Source organism: Actinocrispum sp. NPDC049592 (assembly GCF_040675465.1).
In the GTDB taxonomy this organism is placed as follows: domain Bacteria; phylum Actinomycetota; class Actinomycetes; order Mycobacteriales; family Pseudonocardiaceae; genus Kibdelosporangium.
In genome coordinates, this window is the sequence record NZ_JBFAPA010000033.1 from 13,925 (window position 1) to 28,266 (window position 14,342).

The following is a 14,342-nucleotide window of genomic DNA, read 5'->3' on the forward strand; positions in this document are numbered from 1 at the left end:
CTGAATGCTCACTCGGAATCACCTTCTTCTGGCAGCACCATGGTGCCGACACCTTTGCTCGTGAAGACTTCCAGCAGCACGGAGTGCGCGAGGCGGCCGTCGATCACGTGCGCGCTCGGGACCCCGCCCCGGACCGCACGCAGGCACGCCTCCATCTTCGGCACCATGCCGCTGGCCAGGCCGGGCAGGATCTTCGCCAGTTCGTCGGCGTCGATCCGCGACACCAGGGACGAGCGGTCCGGCCAGTTCTTGTACAACCCTTCGACGTCCGTGAGGACGACAAGCTTCTGCGCGTTCAACGCCACCGCGAGCGCGGCCGCCGCGGTGTCGGCGTTCACGTTGTGCACCACGCCGTCCGCGTCCGGGGCCACTGTGGACACCACCGGGATACGGCCCGCCGCAACAATGTCCTGCACGGCCGCTGGGTTCACCGTGACGACATCGCCTACTAGGCCAAGGTCGACGGTCTCTCCGTCCACATCCAGGCTCCGGCGTTCGGCGGTGAACAGGTGCGCGTCCTCACCGGACAGGCCGACCGCGTACGGGCCGTGCGCGTTGATCAGGCCGACGAGTTCCCGGCCGACCTGGCCGACGAGCACCATCCGCACGACGTCCATCGCCTCGGGCGTGGTCACCCGCAGGCCGCCGCGGAACTCGCTCTCGATGCCGAGCCGGTCCAGCATCGCGCCGATCTGCGGGCCACCGCCGTGCACCACAACGGGTTTGATGCCCACCGTCCGCAGGAACACCATGTCCTGCGCGAAAGCCTTCTTCAGGTCCGCGTCGATCATGGCGTTGCCGCCGTACTTGACCACGACGAGCGCACCGTGGAACTCCTGCAGCCACGGCAAAGCCTCGATCAGGACGGCCGCTTTGTGGCCGGCGACAGCGCTGATGCTCGAACCTGCAAGCAGTTCTTCGGCGTTCATGAGGAATAGGCGCTGTTCTCTTCGACATACCCGTGCGAGAGGTCAGTGGTGAGGATCGTCGCCTCGGACTGGCCCAGCGCGAGGTCGATCACGACGGTGATCTCGCGGCCGGACAGGTCCGCGTTGGACCGGTCCTCGCCGCGGGTTCCCTTGTCCATCACGCGAACGCCGTTGATGATGATCGACAGCAGGTCCGGGTCGATCTCGGCGGGCGCGCGGCCCAGCGCCATCGCGATCCGGCCCCAGTTCGGGTCGCTGCCGAACAACGCGGTCTTGACCAGGTTGTCCTCGGCCACGATCCGGCCGATCAGCACGGCGTCGTCCTCGGTGACCGCGCCCTTCACGGTGATCGCGATCTCCTTGGTCACGCCCTCGGCGTCGCCCTGCAGCTGCTTCACCAGGTCCGCGCTCACCTCGGTGAGTACCGCGAGGAAGTCCTCATAGGACGGTTTCTGTCCTGACGCGCCCGACGCCAGCACCAGCACGGTGTCGTTGGTGGACGTGCCGCCGTCGACGTCGAGCCGGTCGAAGGTCTTGTTCGTGGCCTGGCGCAAGGCTTTGTCGAGGGTGTCACCGTCGATGTCGGCGTCGGTGGTGATCACGCTCAGCATCGTGGCCATGTTCGGCGCGAGCATGCCGGCGCCCTTCACGAACCCGCCGACCGACCAGCCGCCCGCGTGCTGCGCCCACGCCTGCTTGGGGTGCGTGTCGGTTGTCATCACCGCTGTCGCCGCGTTCAGGGAATCCTTGGCCAGAGCGGCTTTCGCGGTGTCCACACCGGACAGAACCCGCTCCATCGGCAGGCGCTCGCCGATCAACCCGGTCGAGCAGACCGCGACCTCGATGGCGCCGCACTCCAGCACTTCAGCGACCTTCTCGGCGGTCGCGTGCGTGTCCTGGAAGCCTTCCGGGCCGGTGCAGGCGTTGGCGCCACCGGAGTTCAGCACGACCGCGCGCAGCCGGCGCTCCTTGAGCACCTGCTGGGACCACAACACCGGCGCGGCCTTGACCTTGTTCGTGGTGAACACGCCCGCGGCCGCCTGGCCGGGTCCGTCGTTCACCACGAGCGCCAGGTCCAGCGCGCCGCTCTCCTTGATCCCGGCGGCGACCCCGGCGGCCCGGAAGCCGAGCGGCTCGGCGACTCCCTTGTCACGGTCGATCACGGTGCCACTCCCACGGTCGAGAGGCCGGTGGTCTCCGGCAGGCCGACGGCGATGTTCATGCACTGCACGGCCGCGCCGGCGGTGCCCTTGGTCAGGTTGTCGATGGCGGCCACCACGACGAGCCGGTTCACGTCCTCGTCGACGGTGACCTGCAGCTGGACCGCGTTCGACGCCAGCACAGCGCCGGTGGTCGGCCAGCTGCCGGTGGGCAGAAGGTGGACGAACGGCTCGTCGGCGTAGGCCTTGGTGTAGGTCGCGAGCACGTCGTCGATGGTCCGTCCGGGCTTCAGGTTCGCGCTGCAGGTGGCCAGGATGCCACGCGGCAGGGGCGCCAGGACTGGCGTGAATGAGACGTTGACCGGGGCACCGGCGGCCTTGGTCAGGTTCTGGATGATCTCGGGGGTATGCCTATGCGTCCCGCCGACCCCATATGCGCTCAGCGAGCCCATCACCTCGGAGCCCAGCAGGTGCGGCTTGAGCGACTTGCCCGCGCCGGACGTCCCGGACACCGCCACGATCACGACCTCGGGTTCGACCAGGTCAGCGGCCACGGCGGGGGCCAGCGCGAGGGACGAGACGGTCGGGTAGCAGCCGGGGACGGCGACCCGCCTGGTGTTCTTCAGCGCGTCCCGGCCGCCAGGCAGTTCGGGCAGACCGTAGGGCCACGTGCCCGCGTGGTCACTGCCGTACCAGCGCTTCCAGGCCTCCGGGTGCTCCAGCCGGTGGTCGGCGCCACAGTCGATGACCAGGGTGTCCTCACCCAGTTCGGCGGCGATCTTGGCGGACTTGCCGTGCGGCAGGGCGAGGAAGACGACATCGTGGCCACCGAGCTGGGCGGCCGTGGTGTCACCGAGGACGCGGTCGGCGAGCGGGAGCAGATGCGGCTGGTACTGCCCGAGCGTCATGCCCGCGCTCTGCCCCGCCGTCAACGCCCCGATCTCCACCTCCGGGTGCCCCAGTAACAGGCGCAACAGCTCCCCGCCCGCGTACCCACTGGCACCCGCCACCGCGACCCTGACCGTCATGCGAATGATTATGCACGATCATGCAAGCTCACTCAAAGAAGATTCGCTCGTTCGGGGTGAGGTTCACCTGAGCAGCGGCAACTGCTGGGTGAGCACCTCGAGCTGGGCGCGGATCAGGTCCAGCTCAGGCGGGGTGTGCAGCTCGACCATCGCACGGCCGACCTGGTCGGCGACGTCGGCGAACTCGTCCGCGGCCCGCTCCAGCTGGGCATACAGCGGGTGCGCCCGGGCACGGGCGACGTCACGCTTGGTGAAGACCGGCACCACGGCCTGGCCCGCGTCCGCGAGCATCTGGATCTCGGCGAGTTTGGTGGTCATCGTCTTCGCGATCTTGGTCAGCCAGTCGGCGGCCGCCGAGCCGGGCAGCGTGCCGAGCAGCCGCGCCACCGCGCGCGCCGACTCCTCACACCGTTCGACCGGCTTCAACCAGACCAGGTCGACATGTCGTGGCGTCGGCGGCTCGATCGGCCGCGGCTTTTCGTCTCTTGAGCGGCACAGCCGGTCGAAGCCCCACATGGCGCCGCCGATCAGCGCACCGGCAGGCAGCCCGACGACGGCCATACCGAGCACACTGTCAGCGAGCGGTCCGTCGACCGACTCGTCCCAGCCGACCATGGCCACGACGAGGAGCATCACCATCGGCAGCACGACCAACCCGGCGAGCGCGCCCAGCCGGAGCGATCTGCCTACCCCACCCTCTGCCATCCCGTCCCCCCAGCCCGATACCTCGATAGTAGGCCGGAAGTGTGCTGGGCCAGGGGTTGTTAACGCGTCCCTGACGCGCATCAGTCGCCGGTCACACCGTCGATGCACTCGCGCAGCATGTCCGCGTGCCCGTTGTGCCGGGCGTACTCCTCGATCAGGTGGATGTAGATCCAGCGCAGCGACCGCTGACCGCCGCGTTCGTGGGTGAACAGGTCGTCCAGGCAGGCGCCGGCGATGCCCGTCCGGACCGCGTTCCACTCGTCGACCAGGGCGGTGAACTCGGCTTCGGCGGTGGCGGGATCGATCTGGAGCAGGTCGGCCGTGTCGTCGTCCTCGGTCACGTAGAGCAGGTCGATGTCCTCGCCGAGGAACCGTTTGCGGAACCACATCCGCTCCACGTCGGTCATGTGCCGGATCAGGCCCTGGAGCGACAAAGTGGACGGCGGCACCGAGCGCCGGGCCAGCTCCTCGGCGGTCAGGCCGGCGCACTTGCGGACCAGCGTGGCCCGGTGCCAGTCCAGCCAGCCGTCCAGCATGGTGCGTTCGTCGGCGATGTGCGGCTCGTCGACGCGGACGAGCTCCGGAACGGTCCAGGTCATGGTGCAACGATAGGTGGATGCCTCCCGCGCAGTGCCTGAAGCTGCGCGGGAGGCCCTTTGGTGTCCGGTCCTGCCCTCTTGCCCTGCGAACAGGACCTTCCGCGGACACCGGTCCTAGGGAGCGACGAAGTTGCCCGAGAGGATGATCAGCACCTGCAGGGTGATGCCGGTGCCGTAGTAGTCGGTGCTGTCCGGGCTGAAGCTGTTGATCTTGTTGAACAGCTTGTCCAGCCAGGCCTGGCTGCCCGGGTCGGTCATCGCCGCGACCGCGAACGGCGCGGTGAAGCACGGGTGCTCGCCGGACTCGGTCTTCTTGCCGGCCAGCGTCCAGCCGGAGGTGATCTTGGCCGGGTCACCGCCGGTGTAGGACTGGATCCAGGTGTTCATCTTGCGCACCTGGGCCAGCGCCGCACTGCCCTGAACCGTGATCGCGTCGGCACCGAGCCGCCACGGGTCACGGCAGGCGTTCCAGCTGTAGGCGCCGTCGTACTTGCCTTCCAGGAAGTTGGCGCCGGCCGGCTTCGGCGTGCTGTTGGTGTTGATCACGAAGTCCGGCAGCAGGCCGGTGTTCGGCGCGTACTGCTGCTGCAGCGAGGTGACCGCGTTCTCGTGCGTGGTGCGGATCGTGCCCCAGGCCGAGTCGCCGGTCGCCGTCTGGAACGCGCGGAAGTGGCCGGGCATCCAGTCCGAGGACCGGGACGCCGTCTTGTACTTCCCGTCGTTGCCCCAGTCGCCCAGCAGCATGAACTTGGTGCTGGAGCTGACTTCGCTCTTCTTGATGGCGTTGATGATCCGGACGGCCTCGGCCTTGTAGTTGACCGAACCCGAGGAACCCCAGACCTTGTCGGCGATCAGCAGGCCGTAGGCGATCTCCAGGTCACCGTCGGTCGCCGAGTCGCTTCCGTTGACACTCTTGCAGTTCGCGTTCTGTTCCGCGGCGTGCAGGTCCTTGTTGTTCACCGACGGATGCGCCTTGACGAACTTCAGGATCCCGTCGAAGATCGCCTTCGCCTGGCTGTCCTTGTCGGCCATCATGGCCGCGATGGTCATGCCATAGCCCTCGCCCTCGGCCACATAAGCGTGGTCTGCGTCCTTGGACAGCACGGCATACGTGCCCGAGCCGCACTTCGTGGACAGGAAGTTCGCCTTCCAGAAGTTCCAGTACTTCATCAGGGCCGCGTCCTGAGTGGCCTGCGGCACGGAGGGCCGGATCGTGCCGGGCACATAGGCCGATGCCAGCACCCGCACCGGATCCTTCGCGCTGGCCGGGACCGCACCGGCAGGACTGGTGACCAGACCGGCGATCAACCCGGTCGCCACAGCCAGGACTCGCAGGGATTTCCTCATGTTCTCCTCGCTCGTGCGGAAACGCTCGGTCACTGCACTTGCTGGCGGCGAGTGCACCGAGCGTCGCACGGAGTGAGGTTGCTCCGCAAGACTATTAGGAAAGTTTCTTTACTATTACTTCGTCTGGGTGCTGGCGATGACCTTTCCGGCCCGCTCCACCATGTCCGTGGCGAATCGTTCGCTGAACCCAGCCGCGAACCCGATCAGTGCGAAGAACCCGAACGTGGTGCCGACCGACGTCCCGAGCAGCCCGTTGACCAGCCCGAACTGAGCGATGGCACCGAAGATGGCGCCGACGAACGGCCGCAGCGCGCCGAGGTAGCGCAACTGCCGGGTGGTGGTGCTGAAGTCGAGCACCAGATCGCCCTTGGACATTCGCTGGAAGATGCTGACCAGCGCGCCGAGGGCGCCGAACAGCGACGCACCGACCAGCGCCGGAACGTTGATAAGCCCGGTCCACCAGGCGTTTCCGGCCAGCCCGACACCCGCGATGAGCACGACCGTGATCAACATTCCGGCCAGCGCGCCCTGGAAGTACACGAACCGAGCCAGCCGCTGAACGGCCGCACCGACCCGGGCCGCGGCCTGCTCGACCTCGGTTCGCGCGGTGGCGACCGCCTCGGCGCGGTCCGGGCTCTGGTCACCGAGGTCCGCCGCGCGCAGCACACGGGTCACCGCGGAGTACAACGCCTCGACGAGCAGCTTGAGCTGTTTGCCGGTCAACGTGTCCGTTGCCTGGCCGACCAGCCGCATGCACTCGGTCTCCAGCGCGACCAGTTCGGCGTCGTCGCTGTTCATCACGATGTGCAGCTCGTAGCCGCCCTGTGTCCGCACCGCCGCGGCGCCGCCGACGACATTGGTGCAGTAGTAGCTGTTCTCGATGGCGCCGGTCTGCTGTTCGAACTTCGCGCGCATGGCCCGTTCGAGGATCTTGGCCTCGGCGTGCAGCTCCGGGTTCTCGTCCGATGTGGCCGTCCGCCGGATGTTCGCGATGGCGCTGAACGTGACCGTGGCGTCCGGGTCGCAGACCTTGTCCCACATGGACTGGAGCGCCGGGGTGCCGTCGAACCCGAAGTCCTTGGGCGTCTTGGCTGGCGCGTCGGGCTTTGTCATCGTGGCCTTGTCTCGGTCGGGAGTCTTCGCTCCTTAATCGCCGGGTACGGCGAAACGTAACGGGCTCAGCGCACCCGCCGGCCGCGCAGGATGACCGCCAGCGGGCGGTTGAGCTGGTCGAGGTCGGTGCGCGGGTCCTGCTCGTAGACCACCGCGTCGGCCGGTGCGCCGGGCTCCAGTCCTTGCAGGCCAAGGAATGCCCGGGCGGTCCAGGAGGCCGCGCCCAGGGCCTGGTGCGGGCTCACCCCGGCGTCGGCCATGGCTTTCACCTCGTCGGCGACCCGGCCGTGCGGGCGGGAGTCGGTGCCGGCCAACAGGGTCACGCCCGCTTCGGCCGCGGCCGCCACCAGGCGCGGGTGCGCCGTCACGCCGGTGAGGGCCCAGTCCTTGCGCGGGCCCTCCGCCCTTTCCTGGATCCGCGGCAAGCCGCTCAGCAGGACGGACAGCGTTGGGGTGAAGGCCATTCCCTTCGTGGCCATGTCGTTGAGCAGGCCCGCGTCCATGCACATGCCGTGCTCCACCGAATCCACTCCGGCCGCCACCGCCGCCGCGCTGCCACCCGAGTGCTGGGTGTGGACGGCGAGCCTGCCGCCGACCGCGTGCACGGCTTCGGCCACGGCCTTCATCACGTGCTCCGGCACGGGTTCGTCGCCGACACCCCAGTCCGCGATGATCTTGGCCCACCCGGTCTGCTGTGCCTGGGCAGCTGCTTGTTCGGGCATGTCGGCGTGGTCGACGCGGCGGCCCCAGCCGTCGAAGAACTGCCCGGCCTGGGCGATCCACGGCCCGGCGTGCCAGGCCCTGGGCAGGTCGGGGTCGGTGCCGAACCAGTCCGGCGGGTCGTCCGCGAGACCCGGTGACCGGATCAGCGTGACACCGGCGTCGACATGCAGGCGCAGGTCGTCCTTGAGGATGGCGAGATCCAGCCGGTCGCCGGGTTTCTCCGCGCCTGGGTGCGTGTGCGCGTCGACCAGGCCCGGCAGCAGCCACCCCTCCGCGGTCACCTCGGCGCCGGGGACCGGGTCGGTGGTCCACTGGTCGCCATCGGCGTAGAGATCGACGAACTCGCCCTGTGGCAGGGCGTAGCCGCGAATGCGCATTCCCCTTCACCCCCTTGAGGCCAACGTACCCTGACTGGCGTGTCGGTGGACTTCGAGCAACTGGTGGCGCCGTACCGCGGTGAGTTGCAGGCGCACTGCTACCGGATGCTGGGATCGGTTCAGGACGCCGAGGACGTGCTGCAGGAGACCCTAGTGCGGGCGTGGCGCGGCTTCGCCCGGTTCGACCGGCGTTCGGTCCGTGCGTGGCTGTACAAGATCGCCACGAACCGGTGCCTGACGTTGCTGGAACGCCGGGATCGCCGTGCGCTGCCGATGGACGTCACCAGCGACGATCCACTGTGGCTGGAGCCCTATCCCTCGGACCCGTCGTCCAGCTACGTCACCCGGGAGAGTGTCGAGCTGGCGTTCATGGCCGCACTGCACCACTTGTCCGCCCTGCAACGCGCCGTCCTGGTGCTGCGCGAGGTGCTGGAGTTCTCCGCCAGCGAGGTGGCCTCGTTGCTGGACACCACCATTCCCGCCGTCAACAGCGCCCTCCAACGCGCCCGTCGTGCCGTCGGCCCGCACCTGCCCGCCGTGACCCAGCAATCCGCGCTCGCCAAGGTCGACGTCCGCAAACTCGCCGCCAAGTACACGCACGCCTGGGAGACCGGTGACCTCGAGGCGATCATCGGCATGCTGGCGTCGGACGCCAAGTACGCCATGCCTCCGCTGCCCGAGTGGTACACCGGCCACGCGGAGATCCGCGCGTTCCTCCTGCGCGGCCCGCTTACCTGTCGATGGCGCTTCCTTTCCACGGAGGCCAACGGTCAGCTGGCCTTCGCGACCTATATGTGGGACAACGGGCTTTACACCCCGGGCGGCCTGGACGTGCTGACCATCGACGGCACCAAGATCACCCAGGTCACGGCATTCCTGACCGCTGACTTCTCGCGCTACGGGCTCCCTTCGTCTCTGCCGGGGTAATCGGCTCGCCTGCGCTCGCTGTTGGTGCGACTCTTTCCTTGTGTCGCAGACGTTCTTTGATGACTGGATCGCGCCACGGTATTCGCGGCTGTGGCCGGAGTTGTTCACGCCCGCCGTGCTGGATCCCGCGGTGGACTTCCTCGCCCGGCTGGCCGGCGACGGCAGGGCCTTGGAACTGGGCATCGGAACCGGGCGGGTCGCGGTCCCGCTGGCCCGCCGCGGTGTGCCCGTGCACGGAATCGAACTGTCGCAGGCCATGGTCAACGAGATCCCGGCGGACACCGTCGACGTGACCGTCGGAGACTTCGCCACCACCAGGGTGGAAGGCCAGTTCCGCCTCGTCTACTTGGTACGCAACACAATCACGAACCTGACCAGCCAAGACGCGCAGGTCGACTGCTTCCGCAACGCCGCCGCCCACCTCGAACCGGGAGGAGTTTTCGTCATCGAGAACTACATCCCCGCCCTCCAGCGGCTGCCACCCGGCGAGAGCATCCGAGTCTTCACCAGAACGCCTACCCACCTGGGCTTCGAGGAATACGACACCGCGGCGCAGATCGCGATCTCACACCACTACTGGGTGATGGACGGCGAACTCAAGACCTTCGCCTCCCCACACCGATACCTGTGGCCTGCCGAACTGGACCTGATGGCCCGCCTCGCCGGCCTGACCCTGCACGAACGCTGGACCGACTGGCACCACTCCCCTTTCACCTCGCGAAGCCAAACCCACATTTCCGTCTACCGAAAACCAGCCCTTCCGGTAAGCACTGTCCGGTAAGTGGTTGAGCTGGGTGTCTGCTATTCCTTGATCATGGTGGCCGGGGTGAGTTGACGGATCGGGCGTGGCCGGTGACCGAGCCGTTGTTGCGCCGATCTCGGGTGGTGAACGGCGGTGGCGGTATCACCGGCAGGTGATCAACGCGATCTCATGGAAGCCGCGTACCGGTGCGCCGTAGCGTGACCTGCCCGAACGGTACGGGCCAGGGAAGACCGCGCACGAACGGCTGCGGTTGTGGACCAAGGATGGGACTTGGCAGAAGATCCTGGACCACGTGATCGTCAAGGACGACTCGGTCGGCGATCCGAAGTGGATCGTGACCGTGGACTCCACTATGGTCCAGGCGCACCAGCATGCCGCTGGCGCCCGGGCAAAGAGGGCTGCAGCGAGGCGATCGAGGACCTCCGCGGTCGACGGAGAGCACCCTCCGCCGGTCCCGAGGCGGACTGAGCACGAAGGTCCACCTCGCGGTGGACGGCCGCGGACTGCCGATACGGGTGATCCTCACCCCTGCCAGGCCGGGGACACCCCGCAACTGGTGCCGCAGCATCCGGGTGGCCCGTGCCGGGCCAGGGCGCCAAAGGCTCCAGCGGCGGTCGCCCACGGACTTAAACGCCTAGATCCACAAGCGACGCAACGTCGTCGAGCGGTGTTTCAACCGGCTCGAGCAATTCCGGGATCTGGCCACGCGCTACGCCAAGTGAACCGCCTACTACCAGGCCGAACTGACCATCGCTGCCCTCGTGCTATGGCTGCGATGACTTGCAGGCCACTCCACCTATCCCTTCAAGACCCGCCTCGCCGCCTCCAGCCTTACGAGCGGCGGACGGCGTCGCAGCACCGTGGGCTGCCCGAGCAGGCCGCGCGGATCGGCGCCCCGACGAGTCTGGACGATCCACACCGCACACGGCCTCCGCAGCACAGTTCCAGCCACGCCCAGCCCTCGACACCACGAGCGACCCCGCACCTGTTACCGCTGCTGGAAAACATCCGGGTGGCTCGTGTCGGCCCGAACGCCCGGCACGCGGCCAAAGTTGGCTTGGCGGTCGTCCGCCGTCCTCGACGTCCAGCGCAACAAGAAGCGCACGAGGTCGGAAAAGCTGCGACCGGCTCAAGCCATTCCGAGACCTAGCCACCCGCCGCCTGCCAACCGCCGCCCACCAGCCGCAGGCCGCCAACCGCCGCCCACCAGCCCGCCAACCGCAGGCCGCCAGCCCGCCAACCGCAGGCCGCCAACCGCCGCCCGCCAGCCCGCCAACCGCAGGCCGCCAACCGCCGCCCGCCAGCCCGCCAGCCCGCCAACCGCCAGCCGCCAGCCGCAGGCCGCCAACCGCAGGCCGCCAACCGCCGCCCGCCAGCCCGCCAGCCCGCCAACCGCCAGCCGCCAGCCGCAGGCCGCCAGCCGCCAGCCGCAGGCCGCCAACCGCCCCTAGCCAGCCGCGAGCCGCCAGCCCGCCCGCCGCAGGCCAACCAGGCTGCCCCGCAGGACCTGCACCCTCGGATGCGCTGAGCCAACCGAGCCGCCCATTACCAAGCCGAACCGGCCATCGCCGCCATCCTCCCTGGCTCCAATGCCTTACAGGCCAGTGCCTGGCCAAGGTCATTCCCCACGATCACGTTCTGCGCGGCCCCGTCCGGCTGGGTGATCCACCCGCCGATCAGCGTCGGCACACGCCCGGCCGCGCCGTCAGTGCCCTCAACCTGCCTGAGCAGCCTTGGACCTAGCCTCCGCCCAAGCCCTGGGCGGCTATCCATCCCTCCTAACGTGTCTGCAGTCACGGCTGTCGACGCTGCTAGTCGCCGGGCAGGGCCAGTGGGAGGACACCACAGGCGCGTTGGATTCCACCCGGCACATGGCCTGGTCTGTTGCAGGGCAAAGGAATGCACTGCGAACTCGACGTATGGGGGCACGAGTTCCCGCATGACCGGCCGTCATGGCGGGCCACCTGCCCCGGCTCTGCTGAGCACAAGGAGGAACGGCACGCGCGACCGCACCGGTCACTTACTGGGACTGCTGCCCGGCACCGAGGACGACTGGGCGACGCGGTCGGGCCTGTCGGCCACCACGACGTTCGTGGCGCTGCCGCGCGCGTTCGAGGAGCAGCCTCGGACCTAGCCTCCACCCAAGCCCCCTGCGTGCCTATCCACACCTCCTAACGTGCCTGTCCACACGTCGCAACGTGCCTATCCACACCTCGCAACGTGCCTGATCACCTTGCCCCGTCACCGATTACGGCCGCCGCGGTCTGATGGGGAAGTCCAGCGCCAGCAAGCCGCCCTTGCTAGCCCGGCTGAGCAGCTCGCGCTCGATCGGCTCGACCCGATACGAGAACACCCCACCGTCGCTCCCCCAACGCAGCCCCACCAACCAAAGCCGCGCCTGGTTGAGCAGAACCGTCGATCATCAAGGAGGTGCTCAGCCTCGCGGCTTCATAACTTGAAGAAGTCCGCGAGCACCGGGCCTAACGTGTCCGGCCGCAGCAGGACGCCGTGATCGCGGCCGTCGAGCGTCGTGTGCTGACCGCCGGGGATGCTCTCGGCGGTGGCCCGTGCGGTGGCCCGGAACCAGCCTGGGCTGTCCCCGCCGCTGATCAACAGGGTGGGCGCCTTGATCGTGGCGTATCGGACAGCGGGCAGGCGGAGGCCCGGGCCGCACAAGGCGAGGTCGTACGGCAGGGTGTGCGCGAGATCGGTGTACCAGCTCCATTCCGAGGTGGCTCGCAGGGCGTCGACGTCGGCCGCGGAGGCGTTCGCGCCCTCGGTCAGGAACAGTGCGGCCGCGTCGCTTCGGTTGCCGTCGGCGAGTAAGGCGCGGACCCGGTCGATGAGGTCATCGGCCGGACGCGGGCGCTGCCCGTCCAGCACGAACGGCGGCTCATAGGCGGCCACCTTCTCAACCCCGGTCAGGGCAGCAGCCGCCTCCAGGGCCAGGATCGCGCCGGAGGAGTGCCCGAACACCATCGCCGCCCCGCCGACGTGCCGGATCACCGCCTCCAGGTCCTCGATCTCGGCTCGGACCGTGGAGCCGGGCCGGTCACCGCTGCCGCCCCGGCCGCGGCGGTCGTAAGCGATCACGGTGAAGTCCGGCGCGAGCACCTCGGCCAGGGCGGCGGTGGTGGTCCGGTCGCTGAACGCGCCGTGGACCAGGATCACCGGCGGTCCCTGACCGAGGGCGTCGAACGCTATCGGGGTGGCGTCGATCGATGTCACCGTCTGCATGTGGTCCTCCAAGCACGATTGCCGATGCTCATACTTGTACTCCCGACCACCGACAAAAACCGGATTCACCCCATCTGACCTGCGATGATGAACTTTGTGAGCCCACCGAGAACCGATCGGCGCCCCCGGTCGTCTAGCTGGACGTGACCGACGAGGCCGAACTGGTGCGCAGGATCTCCCGCGGGGATCGTGCGGCCTTCGCCGAGCTGTACCGCCGGACGTCACCCTGGCTCGCGGTGAGACTCCGCCGCCGGTGCGCGGACGACCAGGTGGTCGCCGAGGTCATGCAGGAGACGTACCTCGCGGTCTGGCGCGCGGCGAGCGGGTTCGCCGGGGCCGCTGTGGACGGTAGTGCGGTCGGGTGGTTGTGGACGATCGCATCGCACCGCCTGGTCGATGTGTTCCGGAAACAGGCCCGCCAGGCCGAAGTGCGGCCGGAGCCGACGAGGAATGCGCCTGCCGCCGAGGAAGAGGCGCTGGCCGGCACGGTCGGGCACGAACTCGGTGCCGCGCTGGACACGCTGGCACCGGAGCTGCGGGACGTGTTGCAGGCCATGGTGCTCGACGGGTTGTCGGTCCGGGAGACCTCGGTCCTGCTGGGAGTTCCGGAGGGAACAGTGAAAACGCGCGCCAGACGGGCACGGTTGTTGTTGCGGGAGGCGCTGTCATGAACCACCTGTCGGGGGAGCTGGTCCGCAGGTATGCCCGCGGGGATACGGAAATACCTGCGGACCAGCTGTGGGCTCTGGAAACGCACCTGGAGACCTGCGCGGACTGCAGAAAACTGCTGGCCGAGAACAGCGACAACCTCACCGAACTGCTGGCGGGCGTGTGGGCGAACGTGCAGCCGGACACGGAACCGGCCGAACACCGCCGACTGTCCACCTGGTTCGCGACGAATGCGTTGCCGTGGCTGGGAATGACGGTTCTGGTCGCGATCCTGGCAACCGTGCTGGACATGTTCGCCCAGGTCGGGCCGTCGCTTGTGCTCCTGCTGGCGCCGATCGCGCCGGTCCTGGGCGTGGCGGCCGCTGGTGCGCGAGGCCTGGATCCGGCATATGAGTTGATCTCCTCCACGCCGAGAGCCGGGCTGTACCTGGTACTCCGGCGCACGGTCTCGGTTCTCGTGGTGGTGATCCCGGTGCTGGTCCTGGCCGGGCTGCCCGGGAACGTGTCACCGGCGTTGTGGTTGTTGCCCTGCTTGGCTTTCAGCGTCGGCACGTTGGTGCTCGGCGGGTGGCTCGGCATGGGGCGGGCGGCAGGCGGGCTGGCGGCCGTCTGGGCGTTGTCCGTGGTGGGACCGAGCCTTGTGCGGGACGCGCTTCCGGTTGTGCTGCAACCGGTCAGCCTGCCGTTCTGGGGCGTGGTCGTAGTCGTTGGCGCGGTGGTGCTGGCCGTTCGGGCCGACGCCTACGCGCGACTGGGATAAGGGGA

The 14,342-nt window shown here is 68.5% G+C and carries 14 protein-coding genes and 1 pseudogene; 6 read left to right on the forward strand and 9 right to left on the reverse strand.

Annotation, left to right across the window (positions count from 1 at the left end; genetic code table 11):
- Positions 1 to 8: 8 nt before the first annotated feature.
- From argB to AB0J95_RS50040, 8 genes are all read right to left on the reverse strand, one after another.
- Positions 9 to 929: an acetylglutamate kinase gene (gene argB / locus AB0J95_RS50005; RefSeq protein ID WP_364773701.1), complete on the reverse strand. Its 921-nt coding sequence runs from the start codon at positions 927 to 929 to the stop codon at positions 9 to 11.
- On the reverse strand, positions 926 to 2,089 hold the full coding sequence (gene argJ, locus AB0J95_RS50010) for a bifunctional glutamate N-acetyltransferase/amino-acid acetyltransferase ArgJ (protein ID WP_364773752.1): 1,164 nt from the start codon (positions 2,087 to 2,089) through the stop codon (positions 926 to 928). The genes argB and argJ overlap by 4 nt, the downstream gene beginning before the upstream one ends.
- On the reverse strand, positions 2,089 to 3,117 hold the full coding sequence (gene argC / locus AB0J95_RS50015) for an N-acetyl-gamma-glutamyl-phosphate reductase (protein WP_364773702.1): 1,029 nt from the start codon (positions 3,115 to 3,117) through the stop codon (positions 2,089 to 2,091). The genes argJ and argC overlap by 1 nt, the downstream gene beginning before the upstream one ends.
- Positions 3,118 to 3,180: 63 nt before the next feature.
- Positions 3,181 to 3,822 carry a hypothetical protein gene (locus tag AB0J95_RS50020; protein ID WP_364773704.1) on the reverse strand — a complete coding sequence of 214 codons (642 nt, stop codon included), beginning with the start codon at positions 3,820 to 3,822 and terminating at the stop codon, positions 3,181 to 3,183.
- Positions 3,823 to 3,902: 80 nt separating this feature from the next.
- Positions 3,903 to 4,421, reverse strand: coding sequence for a DinB family protein (locus AB0J95_RS50025; RefSeq protein WP_364773705.1), 519 nt, complete (start codon positions 4,419 to 4,421; stop codon positions 3,903 to 3,905).
- Positions 4,422 to 4,535: 114 nt separating this feature from the next.
- On the reverse strand, positions 4,536 to 5,768 hold the full coding sequence (locus tag AB0J95_RS50030) for a glycosyl hydrolase family 8 (RefSeq protein ID WP_364773707.1): 1,233 nt from the start codon (positions 5,766 to 5,768) through the stop codon (positions 4,536 to 4,538).
- Between the two features lie 114 nt (positions 5,769 to 5,882).
- Positions 5,883 to 6,881 (reverse strand): hypothetical protein, encoded by a 999-nt coding sequence (locus AB0J95_RS50035; protein ID WP_364773708.1) that lies wholly within the window; start codon positions 6,879 to 6,881, stop codon positions 5,883 to 5,885.
- A gap of 65 nt (positions 6,882 to 6,946) precedes the next feature.
- On the reverse strand, positions 6,947 to 7,981 hold the full coding sequence (locus tag AB0J95_RS50040; protein ID WP_364773710.1) for an amidohydrolase family protein: 1,035 nt from the start codon (positions 7,979 to 7,981) through the stop codon (positions 6,947 to 6,949).
- A gap of 39 nt (positions 7,982 to 8,020) precedes the next feature.
- Here AB0J95_RS50040 and AB0J95_RS50045 point away from each other — a divergent pair, with 39 nt between their 5' ends.
- From AB0J95_RS50045 to AB0J95_RS50060, 4 genes and pseudogenes are all read left to right on the forward strand, one after another.
- Complete coding sequence (locus tag AB0J95_RS50045; protein ID WP_364773711.1) at positions 8,021 to 8,908, forward strand: RNA polymerase subunit sigma-70; 888 nt, start codon at positions 8,021 to 8,023, stop codon at positions 8,906 to 8,908.
- A gap of 40 nt (positions 8,909 to 8,948) precedes the next feature.
- A complete protein-coding gene (locus AB0J95_RS50050) occupies positions 8,949 to 9,689 on the forward strand; it encodes a class I SAM-dependent methyltransferase (RefSeq protein ID WP_364773712.1) in 741 nt (246 codons plus the stop codon).
- Positions 9,690 to 9,706: 17 nt separating this feature from the next.
- A pseudogene (locus tag AB0J95_RS50055) lies at positions 9,707 to 10,393 on the forward strand (IS5 family transposase).
- 1,217 nt (positions 10,394 to 11,610) lie between these two features.
- Positions 11,611 to 11,805, forward strand: coding sequence for a hypothetical protein (locus AB0J95_RS50060; protein ID WP_364773713.1), 195 nt, complete (start codon positions 11,611 to 11,613; stop codon positions 11,803 to 11,805).
- A 314-nt stretch (positions 11,806 to 12,119) separates the two neighbouring features.
- Here AB0J95_RS50060 and AB0J95_RS50065 read toward each other — a convergent pair whose 3' ends face one another.
- The gene (locus AB0J95_RS50065; RefSeq protein ID WP_364773714.1) at positions 12,120 to 12,908 is read right to left on the reverse strand and encodes an alpha/beta hydrolase; all 789 of its coding nucleotides are present in this window, start codon (positions 12,906 to 12,908) and stop codon (positions 12,120 to 12,122) included.
- Between the two features lie 143 nt (positions 12,909 to 13,051).
- On the opposite strand from AB0J95_RS50065, the gene AB0J95_RS50070 reads away from it, so the two are divergent.
- Together AB0J95_RS50070 and AB0J95_RS50075 are read left to right on the forward strand one after the other, a co-directional pair.
- Positions 13,052 to 13,579 carry an RNA polymerase sigma factor gene (locus AB0J95_RS50070; protein ID WP_364773715.1) on the forward strand — a complete coding sequence of 176 codons (528 nt, stop codon included), beginning with the start codon at positions 13,052 to 13,054 and terminating at the stop codon, positions 13,577 to 13,579.
- On the forward strand, positions 13,576 to 14,337 hold the full coding sequence (locus AB0J95_RS50075; RefSeq protein ID WP_364773716.1) for a zf-HC2 domain-containing protein: 762 nt from the start codon (positions 13,576 to 13,578) through the stop codon (positions 14,335 to 14,337). Before AB0J95_RS50070 ends, AB0J95_RS50075 begins: the two co-directional genes overlap by 4 nt.
- Positions 14,338 to 14,342 lie beyond the last annotated feature (5 nt).

Excerpts from the sequence above, each read along its gene's own strand:
- AB0J95_RS50025 (WP_364773705.1), bottom strand. The coding sequence starts at position 4,421 with ATGACCTGGACCGTTCCGGAGCTCGTCCGCGTCGACGAGCCGCACATC.
- AB0J95_RS50075 (WP_364773716.1), top strand. The coding sequence starts at position 13,576 with ATGAACCACCTGTCGGGGGAGCTGGTCCGCAGGTATGCCCGCGGGGAT.
- AB0J95_RS50035 (WP_364773708.1), bottom strand. The coding sequence starts at position 6,881 with ATGACAAAGCCCGACGCGCCAGCCAAGACGCCCAAGGACTTCGGGTTC.
- AB0J95_RS50030 (WP_364773707.1), bottom strand. The coding sequence starts at position 5,768 with ATGAGGAAATCCCTGCGAGTCCTGGCTGTGGCGACCGGGTTGATCGCC.
- AB0J95_RS50040 (WP_364773710.1), bottom strand. The coding sequence starts at position 7,981 with ATGCGCATTCGCGGCTACGCCCTGCCACAGGGCGAGTTCGTCGATCTC.
- AB0J95_RS50060 (WP_364773713.1), top strand. The coding sequence starts at position 11,611 with ATGACCGGCCGTCATGGCGGGCCACCTGCCCCGGCTCTGCTGAGCACA.
- AB0J95_RS50020 (WP_364773704.1), bottom strand. The coding sequence starts at position 3,822 with ATGGCAGAGGGTGGGGTAGGCAGATCGCTCCGGCTGGGCGCGCTCGCC.
- AB0J95_RS50065 (WP_364773714.1), bottom strand. The coding sequence starts at position 12,908 with ATGCAGACGGTGACATCGATCGACGCCACCCCGATAGCGTTCGACGCC.
- argB (WP_364773701.1), bottom strand. The coding sequence starts at position 929 with ATGAACGCCGAAGAACTGCTTGCAGGTTCGAGCATCAGCGCTGTCGCC.
- argC (WP_364773702.1), bottom strand. The coding sequence starts at position 3,117 with ATGACGGTCAGGGTCGCGGTGGCGGGTGCCAGTGGGTACGCGGGCGGG.